Annotated in this window: 15 protein-coding genes; 1 reads left to right on the top strand and 14 read right to left on the bottom strand. The window is 47.4% G+C overall.

Annotation, left to right across the window (positions count from 1 at the left end):
• Positions 1-224: 224 nt before the first annotated feature.
• From rho to SporoP33_RS11480, 6 genes are all read right to left on the bottom strand, one after another.
• Positions 225-1505, bottom strand: a complete 1281-nt coding sequence (gene rho, locus SporoP33_RS11505; RefSeq protein ID WP_081243837.1) for a transcription termination factor Rho — start codon at positions 1503-1505, stop codon at positions 225-227.
• A gap of 159 nt (positions 1506-1664) precedes the next feature.
• Entirely contained in the window at positions 1665-2630 is a 966-nt protein-coding gene (gene glpX, locus SporoP33_RS11500; protein ID WP_081243836.1) for a class II fructose-bisphosphatase, read from the bottom strand.
• A gap of 138 nt (positions 2631-2768) precedes the next feature.
• A complete protein-coding gene (locus tag SporoP33_RS11495; protein ID WP_081244846.1) occupies positions 2769-4046 on the bottom strand; it encodes a UDP-N-acetylglucosamine 1-carboxyvinyltransferase in 1278 nt (425 codons plus the stop codon).
• 20 nt (positions 4047-4066) lie between these two features.
• Positions 4067-4714, bottom strand: a complete 648-nt coding sequence (fsa, locus tag SporoP33_RS11490; protein ID WP_081243835.1) for a fructose-6-phosphate aldolase — start codon at positions 4712-4714, stop codon at positions 4067-4069.
• A 95-nt stretch (positions 4715-4809) separates the two neighbouring features.
• The gene (locus tag SporoP33_RS11485; RefSeq protein WP_081243834.1) at positions 4810-5667 is read right to left on the bottom strand and encodes a class II fructose-bisphosphate aldolase; all 858 of its coding nucleotides are present in this window, start codon (positions 5665-5667) and stop codon (positions 4810-4812) included.
• 97 nt (positions 5668-5764) lie between these two features.
• Positions 5765-6133 carry a response regulator gene (locus SporoP33_RS11480; RefSeq protein WP_081243833.1) on the bottom strand — a complete coding sequence of 123 codons (369 nt, stop codon included), beginning with the start codon at positions 6131-6133 and terminating at the stop codon, positions 5765-5767.
• Positions 6134-6414: 281 nt separating this feature from the next.
• Here SporoP33_RS11480 and SporoP33_RS11475 point away from each other — a divergent pair, with 281 nt between their 5' ends.
• Positions 6415-6939, top strand: coding sequence for a DUF2529 family protein (locus tag SporoP33_RS11475; RefSeq protein ID WP_081243832.1), 525 nt, complete (start codon positions 6415-6417; stop codon positions 6937-6939).
• Positions 6940-7150: 211 nt separating this feature from the next.
• Here the strand turns inward: SporoP33_RS11475 and SporoP33_RS11470 are convergent, their stop codons facing one another.
• The 8 genes from SporoP33_RS11470 to SporoP33_RS11435 form a co-directional block, all read right to left on the bottom strand.
• Positions 7151-8752 (bottom strand): CTP synthase, encoded by a 1602-nt coding sequence (locus SporoP33_RS11470; protein WP_081243831.1) that lies wholly within the window; start codon positions 8750-8752, stop codon positions 7151-7153.
• Positions 8753-8923: 171 nt separating this feature from the next.
• Positions 8924-9484, bottom strand: a complete 561-nt coding sequence (gene rpoE / locus SporoP33_RS11465) for a DNA-directed RNA polymerase subunit delta (RefSeq protein WP_081243830.1) — start codon at positions 9482-9484, stop codon at positions 8924-8926.
• A 523-nt stretch (positions 9485-10007) separates the two neighbouring features.
• Positions 10008-13265, bottom strand: coding sequence for a fused isobutyryl-CoA mutase/GTPase IcmF (gene icmF / locus SporoP33_RS11460; protein WP_081243829.1), 3258 nt, complete (start codon positions 13263-13265; stop codon positions 10008-10010).
• A gap of 66 nt (positions 13266-13331) precedes the next feature.
• Complete coding sequence (locus tag SporoP33_RS11455) at positions 13332-13949, bottom strand: TetR/AcrR family transcriptional regulator (RefSeq protein WP_081243828.1); 618 nt, start codon at positions 13947-13949, stop codon at positions 13332-13334.
• A 15-nt stretch (positions 13950-13964) separates the two neighbouring features.
• Complete coding sequence (locus SporoP33_RS11450) at positions 13965-15104, bottom strand: acyl-CoA dehydrogenase (RefSeq protein ID WP_081243827.1); 1140 nt, start codon at positions 15102-15104, stop codon at positions 13965-13967.
• Between the two features lie 165 nt (positions 15105-15269).
• Positions 15270-16406, bottom strand: a complete 1137-nt coding sequence (locus SporoP33_RS11445; RefSeq protein WP_081243826.1) for an acyl-CoA dehydrogenase — start codon at positions 16404-16406, stop codon at positions 15270-15272.
• Positions 16407-16438: 32 nt separating this feature from the next.
• Positions 16439-17290 (bottom strand): 3-hydroxybutyryl-CoA dehydrogenase, encoded by an 852-nt coding sequence (locus SporoP33_RS11440; RefSeq protein ID WP_081243825.1) that lies wholly within the window; start codon positions 17288-17290, stop codon positions 16439-16441.
• A 16-nt stretch (positions 17291-17306) separates the two neighbouring features.
• On the bottom strand, positions 17307-18497 hold the full coding sequence (locus SporoP33_RS11435; protein WP_081243824.1) for an acetyl-CoA C-acetyltransferase: 1191 nt from the start codon (positions 18495-18497) through the stop codon (positions 17307-17309).
• Positions 18498-18530 lie beyond the last annotated feature (33 nt).

The following is an 18530-nucleotide window of genomic DNA, read 5'->3' as shown; positions in this document are numbered from 1 at the left end:
GTGTGTGTCAGCCGTATATGCAGTGTACAGTAAAACCGTACTTGATTAGTATAGCAAAATTCGATATGTTGTGCAACTGTTTGATTTGGGTTTTTATTGGATAGCTACACACTGTATTGAGTAAGGTTTTTCATGTTCGGCGGAGGCTATCTTCCATCTTTTCACTGCGGCTGTGCACTTCGCTTTTTCCCGGCAGTTTGAAAGACAAAGCACCTACTGCCACATCAGATCAGTCCCTTGCCCTTCTTACTTTTCATTTCTTCATTCAGCTTATCGAAAAATTCATCGTTGTTCTCAGATTGCCGAAGTTTTCTCATGAAGCGCTCGGTGAAATCCTGGGAGTCTGAGAAGGTTTTTCTGATCGCCCATAGTCTGTCCAGATTTGCTTTCGGGATGAGCAGCTCTTCTTTTCTTGTACCTGATCGGCGGATATCGAGTGCAGGGAAGATTCTGCGTTCAGCCAGGCTGCGGTCAAGGTGCAGTTCCATGTTGCCGGTTCCCTTGAATTCTTCGTAGATGACTTCGTCCATACGAGAGCCTGTTTCAATAAGCGCTGTGGCCAGGATCGTTAAGCTGCCGCCTTCTTCAATATTACGCGCAGCACCAAAAAATCGTTTAGGGCGATGGAAAGCCGCCGGATCGATTCCCCCGGAAAGTGTCCGGCCGCTTGGCGGGATGACCAGGTTGAATGCACGTGCCAAACGAGTAATGGAATCCATCAGGATGATGACGTCGCGTTTACTTTCGACAAGACGCATTGCGCGTTCAAGTACCAGTTCTGCCACTTTTACATGATTTTGCGGCACTTCGTCAAATGTGGAACTGACAACGTCTGCTTTTACAGAACGTTCGATGTCTGTTACTTCTTCCGGACGTTCGTCGATTAACAGCACAATTAATTCCGCTTCCGGATGATTCGTCGTGATCGAGTTGGCGATTTCTTTCAGCAGCGTTGTTTTTCCCGCTTTTGGCGGTGCGACAATTAATCCGCGCTGTCCGAAACCGACAGGCGATACGAGATCCATGATGCGTGTGGAGATATTATTTTTAGCTGTTTCTAATTTGATTTGACGGTCCGGATATAAAGGTGTCAGGGCGGGAAAATGTACGCGCTCGCGTGCCACTTCCGGATTTTGACCGTTGACGGCTTCCACTTGCAGCAAGCCATAGTACCGCTCATTTTCTTTTGGCGGCCGGACTTTTCCTGTTACTTTATCGCCATTACGCAAATCGAATCGGCGAATTTGGGATGCGGAAATGTAGATATCTTCCGAACTGGATGAGTAATTGATCGGACGCAGGAAACCGTATCCTTCTGATTGAATAATTTCGAGAACGCCTTCCATGAAAAAGAAACCTTCTTGTTCGGCGCGAGATTTCAATATAGCAAAGATTAATTCTTTCTTCGTCAGTTTGCTATAGTTGGTGATTTTAAATTGCTTCGCGAGAGAATACAGCTCCTTGAGCGTCATGTTCTCGAGGTCGGCAAGAGTAATCATTGTCATCTGTGCGTACACCACTCTTCATTTTTATTATGGAAATTTCGGCACAGTAAATAGAAAGGAGAGTACGAGATGTACTTCCTTTCCAAAAATGCCGTACATTATGGATTTGAATAGTTTTAGGAAATAGAAACCCGGCTGTAACACCGGGTGTTGAGGGAGTTAGTCTTGCATCACAAGAAGAGGCTTTTTCGCAATGCTGTGGCGACCTTCTACGAAACGGATCGTTCCTGATTTAGAGCGCATAACGATAGATTGTGTACGGCAGTACGAGCCTTTAAACTGCACGCCGTCCATCAGCTCGCCGTCTGTTACGCCGGTTGCCGCAAAAATACAGTCGTCTCCTTTTACCAAATCATCCATCATGAGAACTTGGTCTACGTCAATGCCCATTTTGATGCAGCGGGCTCTCTCTTCATCATTCGAAGGGACCAGACGTCCTTGGATTTCTCCGCCCAGACATTTTAAACCGACTGCTGCGATAACGCCTTCAGGAGCGCCGCCTCTGCCGAATAAAATATCCACACCTGTATCATCGAAAGCTGTGTTGATGGCAGCTGCTACGTCGCCATCTTCGATCAGCTTGATGCGTGCGCCCGCTTCACGGATTTCCTCAATAATTGCCTGATGGCGTTCACGGTTCAAAACAGATGCCACTAGGTCGGATACTGATTTGTTCTTCGCTTTTGCGACAGCTTTCAAGTTATCTGTGACACTTGCGTCGATATCAATTTTACCGACTGCTTCAGGTCCGACTGCAATTTTATCCATGTACATATCCGGTGCATTCAGCAAGTTTCCTTTGTCTGCAACCGCAAGAACAGCAAGTGCATTCCATCCGCCTGCCGCTACGATGTTTGTGCCTTCCACTGGATCTACCGCGATATCTACAGCCGGGCCGTGACCTGTTCCGAGTTCTTCACCTATATACAGCATCGGCGCTTCGTCCATTTCACCTTCACCAATGACGACTACACCTTCCATTGGGATTGTATCGAATACCGTGCGCATTGCTTCTGTTGCCGCGTCATCTGCTTCATTTTTCAAACCGCGTCCCATCCAGCGCGCCGCTGCTACAGCCGCCGCCTCTGTCACACGTACTAGTTCCATTGATAAACTGCGTTCCATAATGTTTTGTTCCTCCTGTTTGCGGTAAGGCGCGTATTGCGTATTACCTTTCATTTGCCTACGTCCGCATCCATTTTTACTGCGTTTCGGCAGTGGATGTGTCGTTTAAATCTATTATACACCTTTTGGCAATTAGCGTCACTCCGAAATCGAGGATTGCACCGGCACTTTCACTTTATTGATGTCTGCACCAAGGTTTTTCAGCTTTTGAATAATCTTGCCGTATCCTCGTTCGATGTGCTCAATTTCATGAATTTCTGTCTCACCGGTGGCCAAAAGTCCTGCAATCAATAAAGCGGCGCCTGCACGCAAGTCTGTCGCTTCAACAGTTGCAGCGTGCAATGGTGTCGGTCCGGTAATAATTGCCGAACGCCCTTCCACCCTGCCGTCTGCATTCATTCGGCGAAGCTCATCGATTTGCTTAAAGCGCGCCGGATAGATGGTGTCTGTCAAAATGGAAGAACCTTCCGCTTGTGTCGACAACACGCCAAACGGCTGTTGGAGATCTGTCGGGAAGCCCGGATACACCAGTGTCTTCACATCGACCGCCTCCAGCTTTTCTGGCTTAGGAATGAAAATTTGTTCTTCTCCCACTTCCACTTTGACGCCCATTTCACGAAGTTTCGCAGTCACTGCTTCCACGTGCAGCGGGATGACATTATCAATGGTGATGCCATCCCCGATTGCTGCGGCCATGATCATGTGAGTGCCCGTTTCAATGCGATCCGGAATAATCGTATGCTTTGTGCCGTGCAATGTTTCTACTCCTTCAATACGGATGACGTTTGTGCCTGCGCCCTTAATATTCGCACCCATATTGGAAAGCAGCGTCGCAACGTCAATAATTTCAGGTTCTTTTGCAGCATTTTCAATGACCGTTTTGCCTTTCGCCTTAACAGCCGCCAGCATAATATTAATCGTCGCGCCAACGCTGACAACATCCAGATAGATTTTCGCACCGCGGAGTTCATCTGCCCGCAGATAAATAGCGCCATGTTCATTCTCCACTTTCGCGCCGAGTGCTTCAAAGCCTTTAATATGCTGATCAATCGGACGCGGGCCCAGGTGGCAGCCGCCCGGTAATCCGATGACCGCGTGTTTGAACTTGCCGAGCATCGCACCCATCATATAATACGATGCACGCAGTTTTTTCACGTTACCGTTTGGCAGCGGCATGGAAATGATTTCTGACGGATCGATAGTCATCACGCCGTCTTTCAATTCTACGCTCCCGCCAATTTCTTCAACTAATGCCTGCAATGTGTAAACGTCAGAAATTTCGGGAAGTCCTGCAATCGTTACCGGTGAGTCGGCCAGAATAGCAGCGGGAATGAGGGCAACCGCGCTGTTTTTTGCACCGCTTACTCTGATGGTTCCTTGCAGCCGTTTTCCGCCTTTGATTTTGTAAACGTCCATTTCAAGCTCCTTTTGTTCCATCACTTATTCGTTCTGGTTTCCCAGTCTTTCAAAAACTGATCAATACCTTTAGTCGTTAACGGATGAGCAAAAAGACTTTGCAACACGTTGAATGGAGTCGTCGCAATATGTGCGCCGGCAAGTGCTGCAGCTGTAATATGCTGCGGGTGTCTGATGGAAGCCGCAATAATTTGCGTATCCAGGTCGTGAATTGTGAAGATATCTGAAATTGTTTCAATCAGTTCTGTCCCATTTTGGCCAATATCGTCCAGGCGTCCGATGAACGGAGAAACATAAGTCGCACCTGCGCGCGCTGCCAGCAATGCCTGATTGGCGGAGAAAATCAGTGTGACATTCGTTTTGATTCCTTCAGCCGCAAATACCGAACAAGCCTGTAAACCTTCAGGCGTCATCGGCAGCTTCACCGTAATATTGTCTGCCAGTGCCGCAAGCTTGCGTCCTTCTTCAATCATACCTTCTGCATCTAGTGAAATTACTTCCGCGCTGACAGAACCCGGAACAAGCGCTGTAATTTCCTTTAAACGGTCATGGAATGAAATGTTTTCCTTTGCGACAAGCGACGGATTGGTCGTAACGCCAGAGATAATCCCCCAGCTGTGCGCTTCTTTGATTTCTTCAAAATTTGCAGTATCTATAAAAAATTTCACGTGTATTGTCCTCCTAGTTATGAATCGTTCATTTACTGAAAAGCAAAAGAAGGAGACGTATTGCGCTCCTCCTTTGTCCTGTCTTCACTCTATCATTACGCTTGCTGTGAACTTCCAAATTCACGCATTTTTCCGATGACCGTTTCTTTAATAGCTTCACGCATCGGCGCAAGGTATTTACGTGGATCATAGACTTTCGGATCTGCCTGCAATGTATCACGCACAGCTTGCGTACCCTGAATTTGGTTTTCTGTGTTGACGTTAATTTTAGATGTGCCTAATGAAATTGCACGCTGAATATCTTTTGTCGGGATTCCTGTACCTCCGTGCAATACTAGCGGAATATCTCCCTGTTTGGAGATCTCTTCCATTTCTTCAAACCCCAGATTCGGCTCTCCTTTATATGGGCCGTGTACAGAACCAAGTGCAGGCGCCAGGCAGTCGATGCCTGTTTTCTCTACCAGTTCTTTACATTCGGCAGGATCTGCATAGATGACACCGTCCGCGATGACGTCATCTTCCTGTCCGCCTACGACGCCAAGCTCAGCCTCTACAGATACATTATGCTGCTTTGCTAATTCTACCACTTTTTTTGTAATAGCAATATTCTCTTCAAGCGGTTTAGAAGACGCATCAATCATGACAGAAGTGAAGCCTGCTTCGATTGCTTCCTGACACTTCTCAAAGCTGGACCCGTGATCCAGGTGAATGGCAACAGGCACCGTTGTGCCATAGTCTTCCATTAATCCTTTTACCATCATGACAACAGTTTTGAAACCGCCCATATAGCGCGCCGCACCTTCTGAAACGCCTAAGATGACAGGTGATTTTTCTTCTTCAGCGGCCTGCAGGATCGCCTGTGTATATTCTAAATTGTTGAGGTTAAACTGGCCGATCGCGTATCCTTTTTCTTTCCCCTGAATCATCATTTCTTTCATCGAGACGAGTGGCATGCAAAATTCCTCCTTGGGTTCATACGAATTATAATGTATTTTTATTATATTAATTTCTACCTGTAAGCATATCAAATTCACGCCATGATTACTACTGTCAGGCGCCTTGCAGCTGCAACCTTTTTAATACGGTATTGCGTACGTCAAATATATCAAATGGCTTAGTAAAGTGATGATCGATGCCAAGTCTGTCTGCTTCTTCCGTCAGTTCCACTTCGCTGTATGCCGTCATCATCATGACAAGCGCCTTCGGTGAGATATTTCTAATTTCCTGAAGCACTTCGACGCCATTCATCCCCGGCATCTTCATGTCCAGCAGCACACAGTCGGGATGATGCTGCCGGACAATTTCCAGCGCCTCTTTTCCGTTTGACGCGAGCGATGTTTTTATATCCGCTGACTTAAATATTTCTTCCAGTAACAACCGGATACCCGGCTGATCATCTACAATTAATAAATGCTTCATACCCATCTCCCCCAATACGTGAATTTCCCCTGTGTTTCCCCCGTGTTCTCCAGCATTCCATAAATCAACTCATTAAATCCGATTATTATTATACGTATATAGCTATAATTCGTCGGCATAAAAAATATTTAAATATGAGTACAACCTGTTTTTACTAGTTTAACTCATTTTTACTCTATTGTGTATTATTCTAAATACTCACAAGATTTCCTTTATTATTTTACATTTACTTTTGCACTTCTACCTTTTGTCGCCTATACTGAGATTTTGGAGGGATTTCCGTGAAAATATTGACGACACAAATCAGAGGACTTCTGGAGAGAATTGCAGAAGGCCAGGAACAAGAAATTGAAGATACAGCCCGTCTGCTTGCGCAGGCACTTGTTGGCGAAGGGCGCATCATTTTGGCGGCTTTTGGTGAAATGGAGGCCATTGCGTCCACTGCATTGGAAGGCGCAGAGCCAATGAACGGCGCAGTCCGCTATACGAAAGAGCTCGAACTGACCACCGCAGACCGCGTGTGGCTGCTGGCACGAAATGCAGATCATCCTGCTGCACTAGAATTGGCAGAACAGCTGTCTGATCAATTCGTCCCATTCGCCGCACTAGCCGCAGATAAAGACACTGACGACAATGAACTTTCCTCCCTTGCGTTCGCTTATATTTCGACAGGTTTAAAAAAAGGGCTGATACCGGGTCCGACAGGCGAACGAATCGTCCAGCCGCACGCACTCGCCGCACTATTCGCCTACGAGGCAGTAAAGCTCGCAATGGACGACATGCTGGCGGATGAAGACGATTTATAAAACAAATTTGCCGGCATTGGGTTAGGATGCGGGACTTATGCACTTGTTTTTTTCTTGAGTGCCCATGATGGGCCAGCTAATTCATGCGGTCACTAAACGTATTTGAGATTCATGTACAGATTAATCTGCTGACTAACTTTCATTTCTTTTATTAGTCCGTATGCAGCATACAAAAATGCCGCCAGAAGAACTCTCTTCTGACGGCATTTTTTTAGTTTCGGTGTTCCAGTGCTGCACGGATAAACTCGCGGAACAGCGGCTGTGGAGTAGTTGGACGGGAAGCGAATTCCGGGTGGAACTGGCAGCCGAGGAAAAATGGATGATCCTGCAATTCCATAATTTCGATCAAACGGCCATCCGGGCTGATGCCCGATACGATAAATCCTGCCTCTTCCAGCTGCGCGCGGTACGCTAAGTTAATTTCATAACGGTGGCGGTGGCGTTCATAAACCAGCTCCTCACCGTATGCATTGTATGCCTTTGTGTTTTCAGACACTTTACATGGATAAGCACCCAGACGCAATGTGCTGTCTGCTTCACTAGCTGTGCGGCAATCCGGGTGGAATGTTGTAATTTTATGTTCTGTCTCTGTATCAAACTCTAAAGAATGAGCAGATTTCAGACCAAGCACGTTACGCGCAATTTCAGTGGCAGCCAGCTGTAAGCCAAGGCTGATGCCGAAGAACGGAATTTTCTGTTCACGTGCGTATGTGATCGCTTCGATTTTTCCGTCAATCGCACGGTCGCCGAAGCCGCCCGGCACAAGAATTCCGTCAGCGTCCCCGAGAAGTTCCGCCACGTTTTCTGAAGTGACGTCTGCTGAGTTGATCCACTGGATATCAACGTCTGTGCTGAATGCGTACCCTGCATGGCGCATTGCTTCCACTGCTGAAATATACGCATCCTGTAATTCTACATATTTACCGACAAGCGCGATTTTCACTGTTTGCTTCAATGATTTTACCAGTTTCACAAGTTCCTCTACTTCAGACAGTTCAGGCTGCGGTGTTTCAAGACCCAGGAAGTCAACAACAAGCTGGTCCATATTTTGTTCGTGAAGGCGAAGCGGCACTTCGTATAATGTTTCTGCGTCAAGCGCTTCGATTACTTCTTCTGGCTTGATGTTACAGAACAGCGCGATTTTGTCTTTCATTTCCTGCGGTACCGGGTATTCGCTTCGCACGACGATCATGTTCGGCTGAATTCCGAGACTGCGCAATTCTTTCACGCTGTGCTGTGTCGGCTTTGTTTTCATTTCCCCTGCTGCATGAAGGTATGGAATTAATGTGTTGTGGATATACATGACATCATCTTTTGCTAAGTCCGTCTTCAATTGGCGGATTGCTTCGAGGTACGGCAATGACTCGATATCTCCGACGCTGCCCCCGATTTCTGTAATTACCACGTCTGCATTCAGCGTTTCGCCCGCACGTTTGACCAGTTCTTTGATTTCATTTGTAATATGCGGAATGACCTGGACTGTCGCGCCTTTGTATTCGCCGCTGCGTTCTTTGCGCAATACAAGATCATAAACTTTCCCCATTGTGACGTTTGAATACCGATTACATTTGATATCGATGAAACGTTCGTAGTGGCCGATGTCAAGATCCGTTTCCGCCCCGTCTTCAGTGACGAAAACTTCACCGTGCTGGTATGGGCTCATCATACGCGGATCGATGTTAATGTACGGGTCGAATTTTTGGTTGGTAACTTTCAAACCGCGGTTTTTCAGCAAACGTCCGAGTGACGCCGCATTGATTCCTTTACCAAGAGATGAGACGACTCCGCCTGTAATAAAAATATATTTTGTCATGTGTAGTTCCTCCATTTGTTCTTTTTACATGCTGTCAGGGTGGATATAAAATCAAAAAAGCGCCCCATTTGTAGCGTAACTACAATAAGGAGCGCGTATACACGAATTCATGTGTCCTTTTCAGGAGCCCATACAAATCTTATATTTTTGGGCCGGAAAAGTCAAGTCTGATTATTCCTCTTCCTCGTACTCTTCTTCCTCGTCCTCTTCATCTTCTTCGTCGATGTCGAGTTCTTCTTCAGGAATAACTTCCAGGTCGTCGTCAGGATCGATTAAATCTTCTTCGATCTCGATAACGTCCTCGTCTTCTTCCTCGTCATCCACGTCATCGTCTTCTTCGCCAAGTTCCACATATTCTTCGTCGAAGATTTCTTCTTCGTCGTCATCTTCTTCGATTTCATCTTCATCATCGTAATCTTTTTTCTTCTTTTTCTTTTTGCGCACTTTTACGACTGGCGCTGTCTCTTCTTCGATCTGATCGACCGGATACCATTCGCGCAAGCCCCAGCGGTTGTCCTGAATTGCGAGGAATCTGCCGTCGATGTTCAGATCTGTGTAATATTGAAGGACCTTTTCTTTCAATTCTTTATCTGTGATACCCGTTAGCTTACGGAATTCTTCCATTAATTCCTGTAACGTAAGAGATTCCCGGCGCTCTGTAAGAATCTGGTAGGTAATATTAATTAATGATTCTTCCAATAGTTCTTCTTTTGTCATGTCATGGATATTCAATGTATGGCACGTCCTTTCTTCTATGAATCACGCGCGGACCGGCCAAGTCAGCAAGTGATTTGGCCGATTCACGTTTTCTTTTGTAACTGCTGTGCATAGTTTACATTATATACAGTTTTTCTTCCAATATGCTACATTCTTTTACTTCTCTTAATATTTCTGTATTCATTTATAGTCAGATACCCCAAATAGACCGATGCAAATGCAAAGGGAAATGCACCCAGCCCGCTCTTGTAGAGGACGAGTGTGAGAATAATCAATAAAGCTATTATAATCGCGTGATAATACCATCTCACATTCAACACGTCCCTTTTCTTAGTTGTTATCATTATACTGACAAAATTGCTAATTTATCCACTTTGAAGGCAATGAATTTTATGTATCTGATAAATATACAATGGGAAGCCTTGAATACTCATTCATTACCTCGCCCTTCATTGCCGCTAAGCGGGGGACTTCTATCTATGCAAAAAAGGATGTCAACAGAAGTTATGGCTTCTGAGACATCCTTTTCTGCGGGTTATTACATATTACGGCGGTATTGCCCGCCTACTTCATATAAAGCGTTAGTGATTTGGCCCAGACTTGCCACTTTAACGGTTTCCATCAGTTCGGCGAAGACGTTGCCTCCTGAAACCGCAACTTGCTGAAGGTTCGCCAGCGCTTGCTCTGATTTATCTGCGTACGCAGCCTGGAACGCGCGCAGATTGCGGATCTGTGCTTCTTTTTCTTCCTTCGTTGCGCGTGCCAGTTCCATGTTATCGATATCGTCTTCAGACGGCGGATTCGGGTTCAAATACGTATTGACACCGATGATCGGCAGCTCGCCTGAATGTTTTTTCATTTCGTAGTACATGGACTCTTCCTGGATCTTTCCGCGCTGATACTGCGTTTCCATAGAACCGAGTACGCCGCCGCGGTCATTCAGGCGGTCAAATTCCTGCAGGACCGCTTCTTCCACCAGGCTCGTCATTTCCTCAATAATGAATGCGCCCTGCAGCGGATTTTCATTTTTGGATAAGCCGTGTTCTTTCATGATGATCATCTGGATTGCCATCGCACGGCGCACTGATTCTTCTGTCGGTGTCGTAATTGCTTCGTCGTATGCGTTTGTGTGCAGCGAGTTACAATTATCCTGGAGCGCCATCAATGCCTGCAGCGTGGTACGGATATCGTTGAAATCAATTTCTTGCGCATGTAAACTGCGGCCTGATGTCTGAATGTGATATTTCAGCTTTTGGCTGCGCTCATTGGCACCGTATTTATCGCGCATCGCAACCGCCCAAATTCGGCGTGCGACACGGCCGATTACACTATATTCCGGATCGAGGCCGTTCGAGAAGAAGAACGACAGATTCGGTGCAAAGTCGTCGATATGCATGCCGCGGCTCAAGTAATATTCTACGTAGGTGAAGCCGTTTGCGAGCGTAAACGCCAGCTGTGAAATGGGATTTGAGCCTGCTTCTGCGATGTGGTAGCCGGAAATCGACACAGAATAGTAATTGCGCACTTTTTTATCGATGAAGTACTGCTGGATATCCCCCATCAGACGCAGCGCAAATTCCGTGGAGAAAATACAAGTATTCTGTCCTTGGTCTTCTTTAAGAATATCCGCCTGCACGGTTCCGCGCACAGTCTGGAATGTTTTTTCGCGCACGTCCGTGAATTCTTCAACAGTCAGTGTACGGCCCAGTTCATCTTCTTTTTTCCGCACTTGCTGATCGATTGCTGAGTTCATGAACATTGCCAGGATAATCGGAGCCGGTCCGTTGATTGTCATCGAAACAGAGGTCATCGGCGAACAAAGATCAAACCCGTCATAGAGTTTCTTCATATCTTCCAGCGTACAGATGCTGACTCCTGACTCTCCTACTTTCCCGTAAATATCCGGACGTTCATCCGGATCTTCCCCGTACAAAGTTACAGAGTCGAACGCTGTCGATAAGCGTTTGGCATCGTCATCTTTTGATACGTAATGGAATCGGCGGTTCGTTCGCTCCGGCGTTCCTTCCCCGGCGAATTGCCGGCGCGGATCTTCCCCTTCACGTTTGAACGGGAAAACACCTCCCGTGTAAGGGAATGAGCCCGGCACGTTTTCGCTGTATACCCAGCGCAGAATTTCACCGTAGTCCTTGAACTTCGGCAAAACTACTTTCGGAACTTTCAAGCCCGACAGGCTGACTGTGTTGAGCGACGTGCGAATTTCTTTGTCGCGGATTTTGACGACATATTCATCCTGCTTATATGATTCTTTTAAAGCTTCCCAATTTTTCAGCGTCTTTTTGGATTCGCCTGTCAGCTGCTCTTCTATGCCTTCTTTTAAACTATTCAATGAAGCAAGCAGCGCTTCATTGGAATCCGCTTCTTTCACTGATTCAATGGCACCTTCAAGCTGGAACAGACGCCGTGCCAGTTCTTCCTGCTGTGCAGATTTGACGTGGTAATTGCGGACAGCAGATGCGATTTCACGCAAGTAATGACTGCGGTCAGGCGGGATGATTACAGTCTGTTTCTGATCTTTGACAGTTTCCGCGTAGCTGGTCGTCCAGTCGGAATCAGTGACCGCATTCAGTTTGTCGATTAGTGCAGCAAACAGCGTATTCGTCCCTTTGTCATTGAACTGACTCGCAATGGTTCCATACACAGGCATTGACTCAAGATCTTCATTAAATAATAAATGGCTGCGCTGATACTGTTTGCGCACTTGGATTAATGCATCTTCCGAACCTTTCCGCTCGAATTTATTGATGACAATTAAATCGGCAAAGTCGATCATATCGATTTTCTCAAGCTGTGTCGGCGCACCGAATTCGCTCGTCATGACATACATTGAGACATCGGAGATATCCGTAATGCGCGCGTCCCCCTGACCGATCCCGCTCGTCTCAACAATGATCAGATCATAGCCGGCCGCCTTCGTAACATCCAGGACGTCATGAATGGCAGTCGTCAGTTCGGAACGGGAGCCTCTTGTCGCGAGGCTTCGCATATAGACGCGATTATTGAATATGGCATTCATGCGGATGCGGTCTCCAAGCAATGCGCCGCCTGTCTTTTGCTTCGTCGGATCGACGGAAAGAATAGCTACCCGTTTATCCGGGAATTCACGCAAGAAACGGCGGATTAATTCATCAGTCAATGAACTCTTACCCGCACCGCCTGTACCAGTGATTCCAAGTACGGGGGTTTGTTTGGACTTTTCGCGCGCATGTTCGAGTAATTGCTCGGTTGCTTCGTTTTTATGCAGATGATTCTCTTCAACGTACGTAATCAAGTTTGCCAGAATGCCAGGCGTTTCAGCCGTCAGGTTTTCGAGGTTGGCTTCTTCGCTTTCGGGAGTCGTGGAGAAATCGGATAGTTCCATAATTTTATTGATCATGCCTTGTAAACCCATTTTCCGGCCGTCTTCCGGTGAAAAAATCCATTCAATGCCGTAATCATGCAACTCTTTGATTTCCTTCGGGATGATGACTCCTCCGCCACCGCCGAAGATCTTAATGTGGGAAGCGCCCCGTTCTTTCAATAAATCATACATATATTTAAAATATTCGACATGCCCGCCCTGATAGGATGACATCGCAATTCCCTGCACGTCTTCCTGAATGGCAGCGTTTACAACTTCCTCAACAGATCGGTTATGCCCGAGGTGGATGACTTCTGCTCCAGTCGACTGCAAAATTCTCCGCATAATATTGATGGATGCATCATGTCCGTCGAACAAACTGGATGCCGTCACAAAACGAATATGATGTTTCGGTTTATAAATTTCTTCAGTAGCCATTTTGCTTTCCGCCTTCCTTGCATGCTGACTGCCGCCCGGGAGATGTCCCGCGGCGGAGTTCGCAAGTTATTTACCCAAACCTTTGATAATTTGATCTGTTTGTACTTCGATGTAGCGCTGCAGTGTATACTCTTTACGCAGTGCCCATCTTCTGAATGACCACATTTGGCCTGAAACGAGGATATGATGAGCTGTCAATGATACTTCATCCGGTCCAATGCGCAGATTTCCTGCTTCCATGCAGCGGCGGATGATTTTCTCGAACTGTTCAACCATTTCCAGTTCTTTTGTGAGCACGTAACGCAGTGCTTCGCTCGGCAATGACTTGGATTCCTGATACATGACGAGAAATTCATCTGACATTTGATCAATGACTTCATAATAACGGGCTATTGCCGCGCGCAAGCCTTCCACCGTCTTGTCGTTTGTGTCGAGCTCGGACAGACGAATCCTCACTTCGTTATAGATGTTGTCACAGACCAGATACAGAACATCTTCTTTTGTACGAATATATTCATATAGTGTGCCGATGCTGAAGCCGGCTTCTTTGGCGATTTCACGTGTTGTTGTCCTGTGAAATCCTTTATCGATAAATAGTTTTACAGCTCCCCGGCTGATTTGTTCCCGTCTTTTCTGAATGAGTTCTTCATCTTTGACGGTAGATTTTACTTCATGTTTTGCCATTGGGTGTACCCCCTGTTATTTCGTCAGCATGCGAGAGATGACGAGACGTTGAATTTCCTGCGTTCCTTCATAAATTTGCGTGATTTTCGCGTCGCGCATATAGCGCTCCACCGGATAGTCTTTCGTATAACCATAGCCGCCGAATACTTGAACGGCTTCTGTTGTGACTTTCATCGCCGTATCGCCGGCCATCAATTTTGCCATGGCGGATGCCTTACCGTACGGCAGATCGTTTGATTCAAGCCATGCCGCCTGATAAGTCAACAGACGGGAAGCTTCCGTTGCGGTTGCCATGTCTGCAAGTTTGAAGCTGATCCCCTGATTGGCTACAATCGGCTTGCCGAACTGCACACGTTCTTTCGAGTAGTCGATTGCCGCATCCAAGGCGCCCTGTGCGATTCCGACTGCCTGTGCTGCAATTCCGTTACGGCCGCCGTCAAGTGTTTTCATAGCGATAATAAATCCGTCGCCTTCTTCTCCGAGGAGGTTTTCTTTCGGTACGCGGCAGTTGTCGAGTACGACTTCTGTTGTCGGAGATGAACGAATGCCCAATTTTTTCTCTTTCTTACCTACTGAGAAGCCTTCAAATGTACTTTCAACGATGAATGCGCTTGTTCCTTTATGTTTGGATTCAGGATCCGTTACCGCAAAGACAATGTATGTGTCGGCAATTCCGCCGTTCGTGATGAAGATTTTCGAGCCGTTCAGCACGTAATCGTCACCGTCAAGCTTTGCCGTAGTTTTCATGCCGCCAGCATCTGAGCCTGAGCCTGCTTCTGTCAGACAGTATGCGCCCATTTTGGAGCCTTCAGCGAGCGGGCGTAAGTATTTTTGTTTTTGCTCTTCATTGCCATATTTGAACAGCGGCCATCCTGCTAGTGATGTATGTGCGGAAAGGACAACTCCTGTAGATGCGCAGACACGTGACAGCTCTTCCACTGCGATCACATAGGCCAGGTAGTCGCTGCCGATGCCGCCGTACTCTTCAGGCCACGGAATTCCTGTCAGTCCGAGTTCGGCCATCTTACGGAAAATATCCATGTCGAATGTCTCGTCTTCGTCGCGCTGTGCTGCGGTTGGTGCTACTTCTTTTTGTGCAAAGTCCCGTACCATTTTGCGAATCATTTCGTGTTCTTCTGTCAGTTTAAAGTCCATTATACTCCCACCCTTTTGTTTGATTAATGAAATTTTTATGGCTGGCGGACCGCGCCATCGGAAACCAAGACCACGCGATTCCGCCGGCTGGCCTTGCCAATCCGCCGCCCATCCGCGCTATTACATCAGACAGGCGGTCTCTGTGCGTTATCCATCCCCTGTTCGTCAGCCTGTGATGTGTTTGGCGATGACTACTTTTTGGATTTCGCTTGTGCCTTCGTAGATTTGGCATACTTTCGCATCGCGGAAGTAACGTTCTGCCGGATAGTCTTTTGTGTAGCCGTAGCCGCCAAATACTTGAACGGCTTCGATGGAGTTGTCTACTGCAGTCTGTGCTGCAAATAATTTGGCCATGGAGGCTTCTTTCCCGCACGGTTTGCCTTCTGCGCGCAGCCATGCCGCACGGTAGACGAGCAGTCGGGCGGCTTCTGCTGCGGTTGCCATATCGGACAGTTTGAAGCCGATTCCTTGATTGGCTGCGATTGGTTTGCCAAATTGTTCGCGTTCTTTGGCGTAACTGACTGCAGCTTCAAGTGATGCTTCCGCTATGCCGAGTGCCTGCGCTGCGATGCCGATGCGGCCGACGTCCAGATTGGCCATGGCGATTTTAAAGCCGCCGCCTTCTTCACCGAGTCTGTTTTCTGCAGGTACTTTCATATTATCGAAGCTCAGCGCAACAGTCCGCGAGCCGTGCAATCCCATTTTCTTTTCATCTTTGCCGATGGAAAGTCCCGGTGTGTCACGGTCGACGATGAATGCTGTGATGCCATATGTTCCTTTGTCAGGCGCGGTGTTTGCGAAGACGATGTAGACGTCCGCTTCTCCGCCGTTTGTGATGAACATTTTAGAACCGTTAATGACGTAGTGGTCATCCACCCGCTTAGCTGATGTTTTCAATGAGCCTGCATCTGATCCCGATGATGCTTCTGTCAGGCAGAACGCGCCGAGGTATTCACCAGACGCCATCTTCGGCAAATAGCGGTTCTTTTGTTCTTCTGTGCCGAAGTAGAGGATTGGATTCATGCCAACAGAAGTATGGACGGACAGAACAACACCCATGACTGCACTTACTTTTGACAGTTCGTGAATGGCGATAATGTATGACAGAAAGTCCATTTCTGAACCTCCGTATTTCTCAGGCGCTGTAATCCCCATCAATCCGAGCCCGCCCATTTTCTCCAGCAATTCACGAGGAAATTCCCCTTCTTCCATTCGTGGAATCCAAGGCTCGATCTCGTTTTTTGCAAAGTCCCGGACCATTTGACGCATCATTTGTTGCTCTTCTGTTAACATGAAATCCATTCTTTTCACCTCTTGCTTTCAGCTTAATAAAATTATTCGTATGAGTAAAATCCGCGGCCCGTCTTTTTACCGTACCAGCCCGCTTTGACGTATTTACGGAGCAGCGGACACGGACGGTATTTCGAGTCTCCAAATCCTTCATACAAGGTTTCCATAATATACAAACATGTATCGAGTCCAATGAAATCTGCCAGCTGCAGCGGCCCCATCGGGTGATTCATGCCCATTTTCATGACATCGTCGATTGCTTCTTTCGTTGCGACGCCTTCATACAGTGTGAAGATTGCTTCGTTGATCATCGGCATAAGCACACGGTTTGCAACGAATCCCGGATAATCATTTACTTCCACCGGTGTTTTGTTGAGCTTCTTTGTCATGTCTTCCACTGCTTCATAGACATCATCGTCTGTCGCAAGGCCGCGAATGACTTCCACAAGCTGCATCACCGGCACCGGATTCATGAAATGCATGCCGATGACTTTACCGGGACGTTTCGTTGCCGCACCGATTTCTGTAATCGGCAATGAAGAAGTATTTGTTGCGAGAATCGTATGAGACGGTGTGATTTCATCCAGCTCTGCAAATATTTTTGATTTTACTTCCATATTTTCGACTGCTGCTTCAATCACGATATCGGCATGTTTTGCATTTTGCAGATCTACCGACTTCGTGAAACGGCCAAGGATCTCTTCTTTCTCTCCCTCAGTCATACGGCCCTTTTCCACGTTACGCGATAAGTTTTTCTTAATGACCTCAAAACCGCGGTCATGTGCAGCTTCATTAATATCGTGAAGTGTGACTTCATAGCCTGCCTGTGCACAGACCTGGGCGATCCCTCCGCCCATTTGGCCTGCGCCGATTACGAATACTTTCTCGATTGTCATCTGAAATGCCTCCCGGTCAGTTTGATTTTGGTACTTCAATCATGATGGCATCACCTTGGCCGCCGCCTGAACAAATTGCCGCAATGCCGATTCCGCCGCCGCGGCGTTTCAGTTCATTCGCCAAAGTTAGAACGACGCGCGCCCCGCTTGCGCCGATCGGGTGGCCAAGTGCCACTGCCCCGCCATTGACATTGACTTTTTCTTCATCGAGTTCTGCGATTTGCGAGCTTGCAAGCGCAACGACCGCGAACGCTTCATTAATTTCATATAAATCGATATCATCTGTTGTCTTTCCCGTTTTTTCAAGAAGTGCGTTGATTACATGCCCCGGTGTTTCAGGGAAACGTTCCGGTTCAATCGCTACTTCTGCGTGCCCCAGAATGACAGCCAGCGGTTCTTTTCCTTGTTTTTTCGCTTCGTCTTCATTCATCAGCACGACAGCACATGCTCCGTCGTTAATGCCTGGCGCGTTTCCTGCTGTAACACTTCCGTCTTTACCGAATGCCGGACGCAGTTTTGCCAATGCTTCGAGTGAACTGCCTCTGCGCGGGCCTTCGTCTTCTGTGATGACTGCCGGGTCACCTTTTCGCTGCGGAATGCTGACAGGCACAATTTCATCTTCAAACCATTTATTATCGATTGCGTTCAGTGCGCGCTCATGGCTGCGAAGCGCCCATTGGTCCTGTGTTTCACGGCTTAATGAGAAATCATTTGCTGTCCTGTTGCCGTATGTGCCCATGTGGACATTGCCAGGAGAGAATGAACAAGTCAAACCGTCATAGATCATGCCGTCTACCAATGTGCTGTCACCCATTTTCAATCCTGAGCGGACATTGGCGTAGTACGGCGCGCTGGACATTGACTCCATGCCGCCTGCCACAATGACTTTCTCGTCGCCGAGACGGATCAGCTGATCAGCAAGCGTGATGCTGCGCATTCCGGAAGCGCAAACTTTATTGATCGTTTCCGTTTTAACCTGATACGGAATGCCGCCCTTTACAGCCGCTTGACGAGATGGAATTTGCCCCTGTCCTGCCTGCAGCACAGTCCCCATGATGACTTCATCCACTTGGTCGCCCTGTATGCCCGCACGCGATAATGCCTCTTTGATTGCGATCCCGCCTAGGTCACTTGCAGACAGTGATTGCAGCGCACCGCCTAATTTTCCAAACGGTGTTCTGGCACCCTGTAAGATTACTGTTCTCATTGTTTCATTCCCCCTATTTTTATATTGACTGAA

It is taken from the genome of Sporosarcina sp. P33 (genome assembly GCF_002077155.1).
Classification (GTDB): Bacteria; Bacillota; Bacilli; order Bacillales_A; family Planococcaceae; genus Sporosarcina.
The sequence above is the reverse complement of the archived record's forward strand: the minus strand, read 5'-3'. Positions and strand labels throughout refer to the sequence as shown.

Excerpts from the sequence above, each read along its gene's own strand:
- glpX (WP_081243836.1), bottom strand. The coding sequence starts at position 2,630 with ATGGAACGCAGTTTATCAATGGAACTAGTACGTGTGACAGAGGCGGCG.
- SporoP33_RS11485 (WP_081243834.1), bottom strand. The coding sequence starts at position 5,667 with ATGCCACTCGTCTCGATGAAAGAAATGATGATTCAGGGGAAAGAAAAA.
- icmF (WP_081243829.1), bottom strand. The coding sequence starts at position 13,265 with ATGGCTACTGAAGAAATTTATAAACCGAAACATCATATTCGTTTTGTG.
- SporoP33_RS11440 (WP_081243825.1), bottom strand. The coding sequence starts at position 17,290 with ATGACAATCGAGAAAGTATTCGTAATCGGCGCAGGCCAAATGGGCGGA.
- rho (WP_081243837.1), bottom strand. The coding sequence starts at position 1,505 with ATGACAATGATTACTCTTGCCGACCTCGAGAACATGACGCTCAAGGAG.
- SporoP33_RS11480 (WP_081243833.1), bottom strand. The coding sequence starts at position 6,133 with ATGAAGCATTTATTAATTGTAGATGATCAGCCGGGTATCCGGTTGTTA.
- SporoP33_RS11435 (WP_081243824.1), bottom strand. The coding sequence starts at position 18,497 with ATGAGAACAGTAATCTTACAGGGTGCCAGAACACCGTTTGGAAAATTA.
- SporoP33_RS11455 (WP_081243828.1), bottom strand. The coding sequence starts at position 13,949 with ATGGCAAAACATGAAGTAAAATCTACCGTCAAAGATGAAGAACTCATT.
- SporoP33_RS11495 (WP_081244846.1), bottom strand. The coding sequence starts at position 4,046 with ATGGACGTTTACAAAATCAAAGGCGGAAAACGGCTGCAAGGAACCATC.
- SporoP33_RS11470 (WP_081243831.1), bottom strand. The coding sequence starts at position 8,752 with ATGACAAAATATATTTTTATTACAGGCGGAGTCGTCTCATCTCTTGGT.
- SporoP33_RS11450 (WP_081243827.1), bottom strand. The coding sequence starts at position 15,104 with ATGGACTTTAAACTGACAGAAGAACACGAAATGATTCGCAAAATGGTA.
- SporoP33_RS11445 (WP_081243826.1), bottom strand. The coding sequence starts at position 16,406 with ATGGATTTCATGTTAACAGAAGAGCAACAAATGATGCGTCAAATGGTC.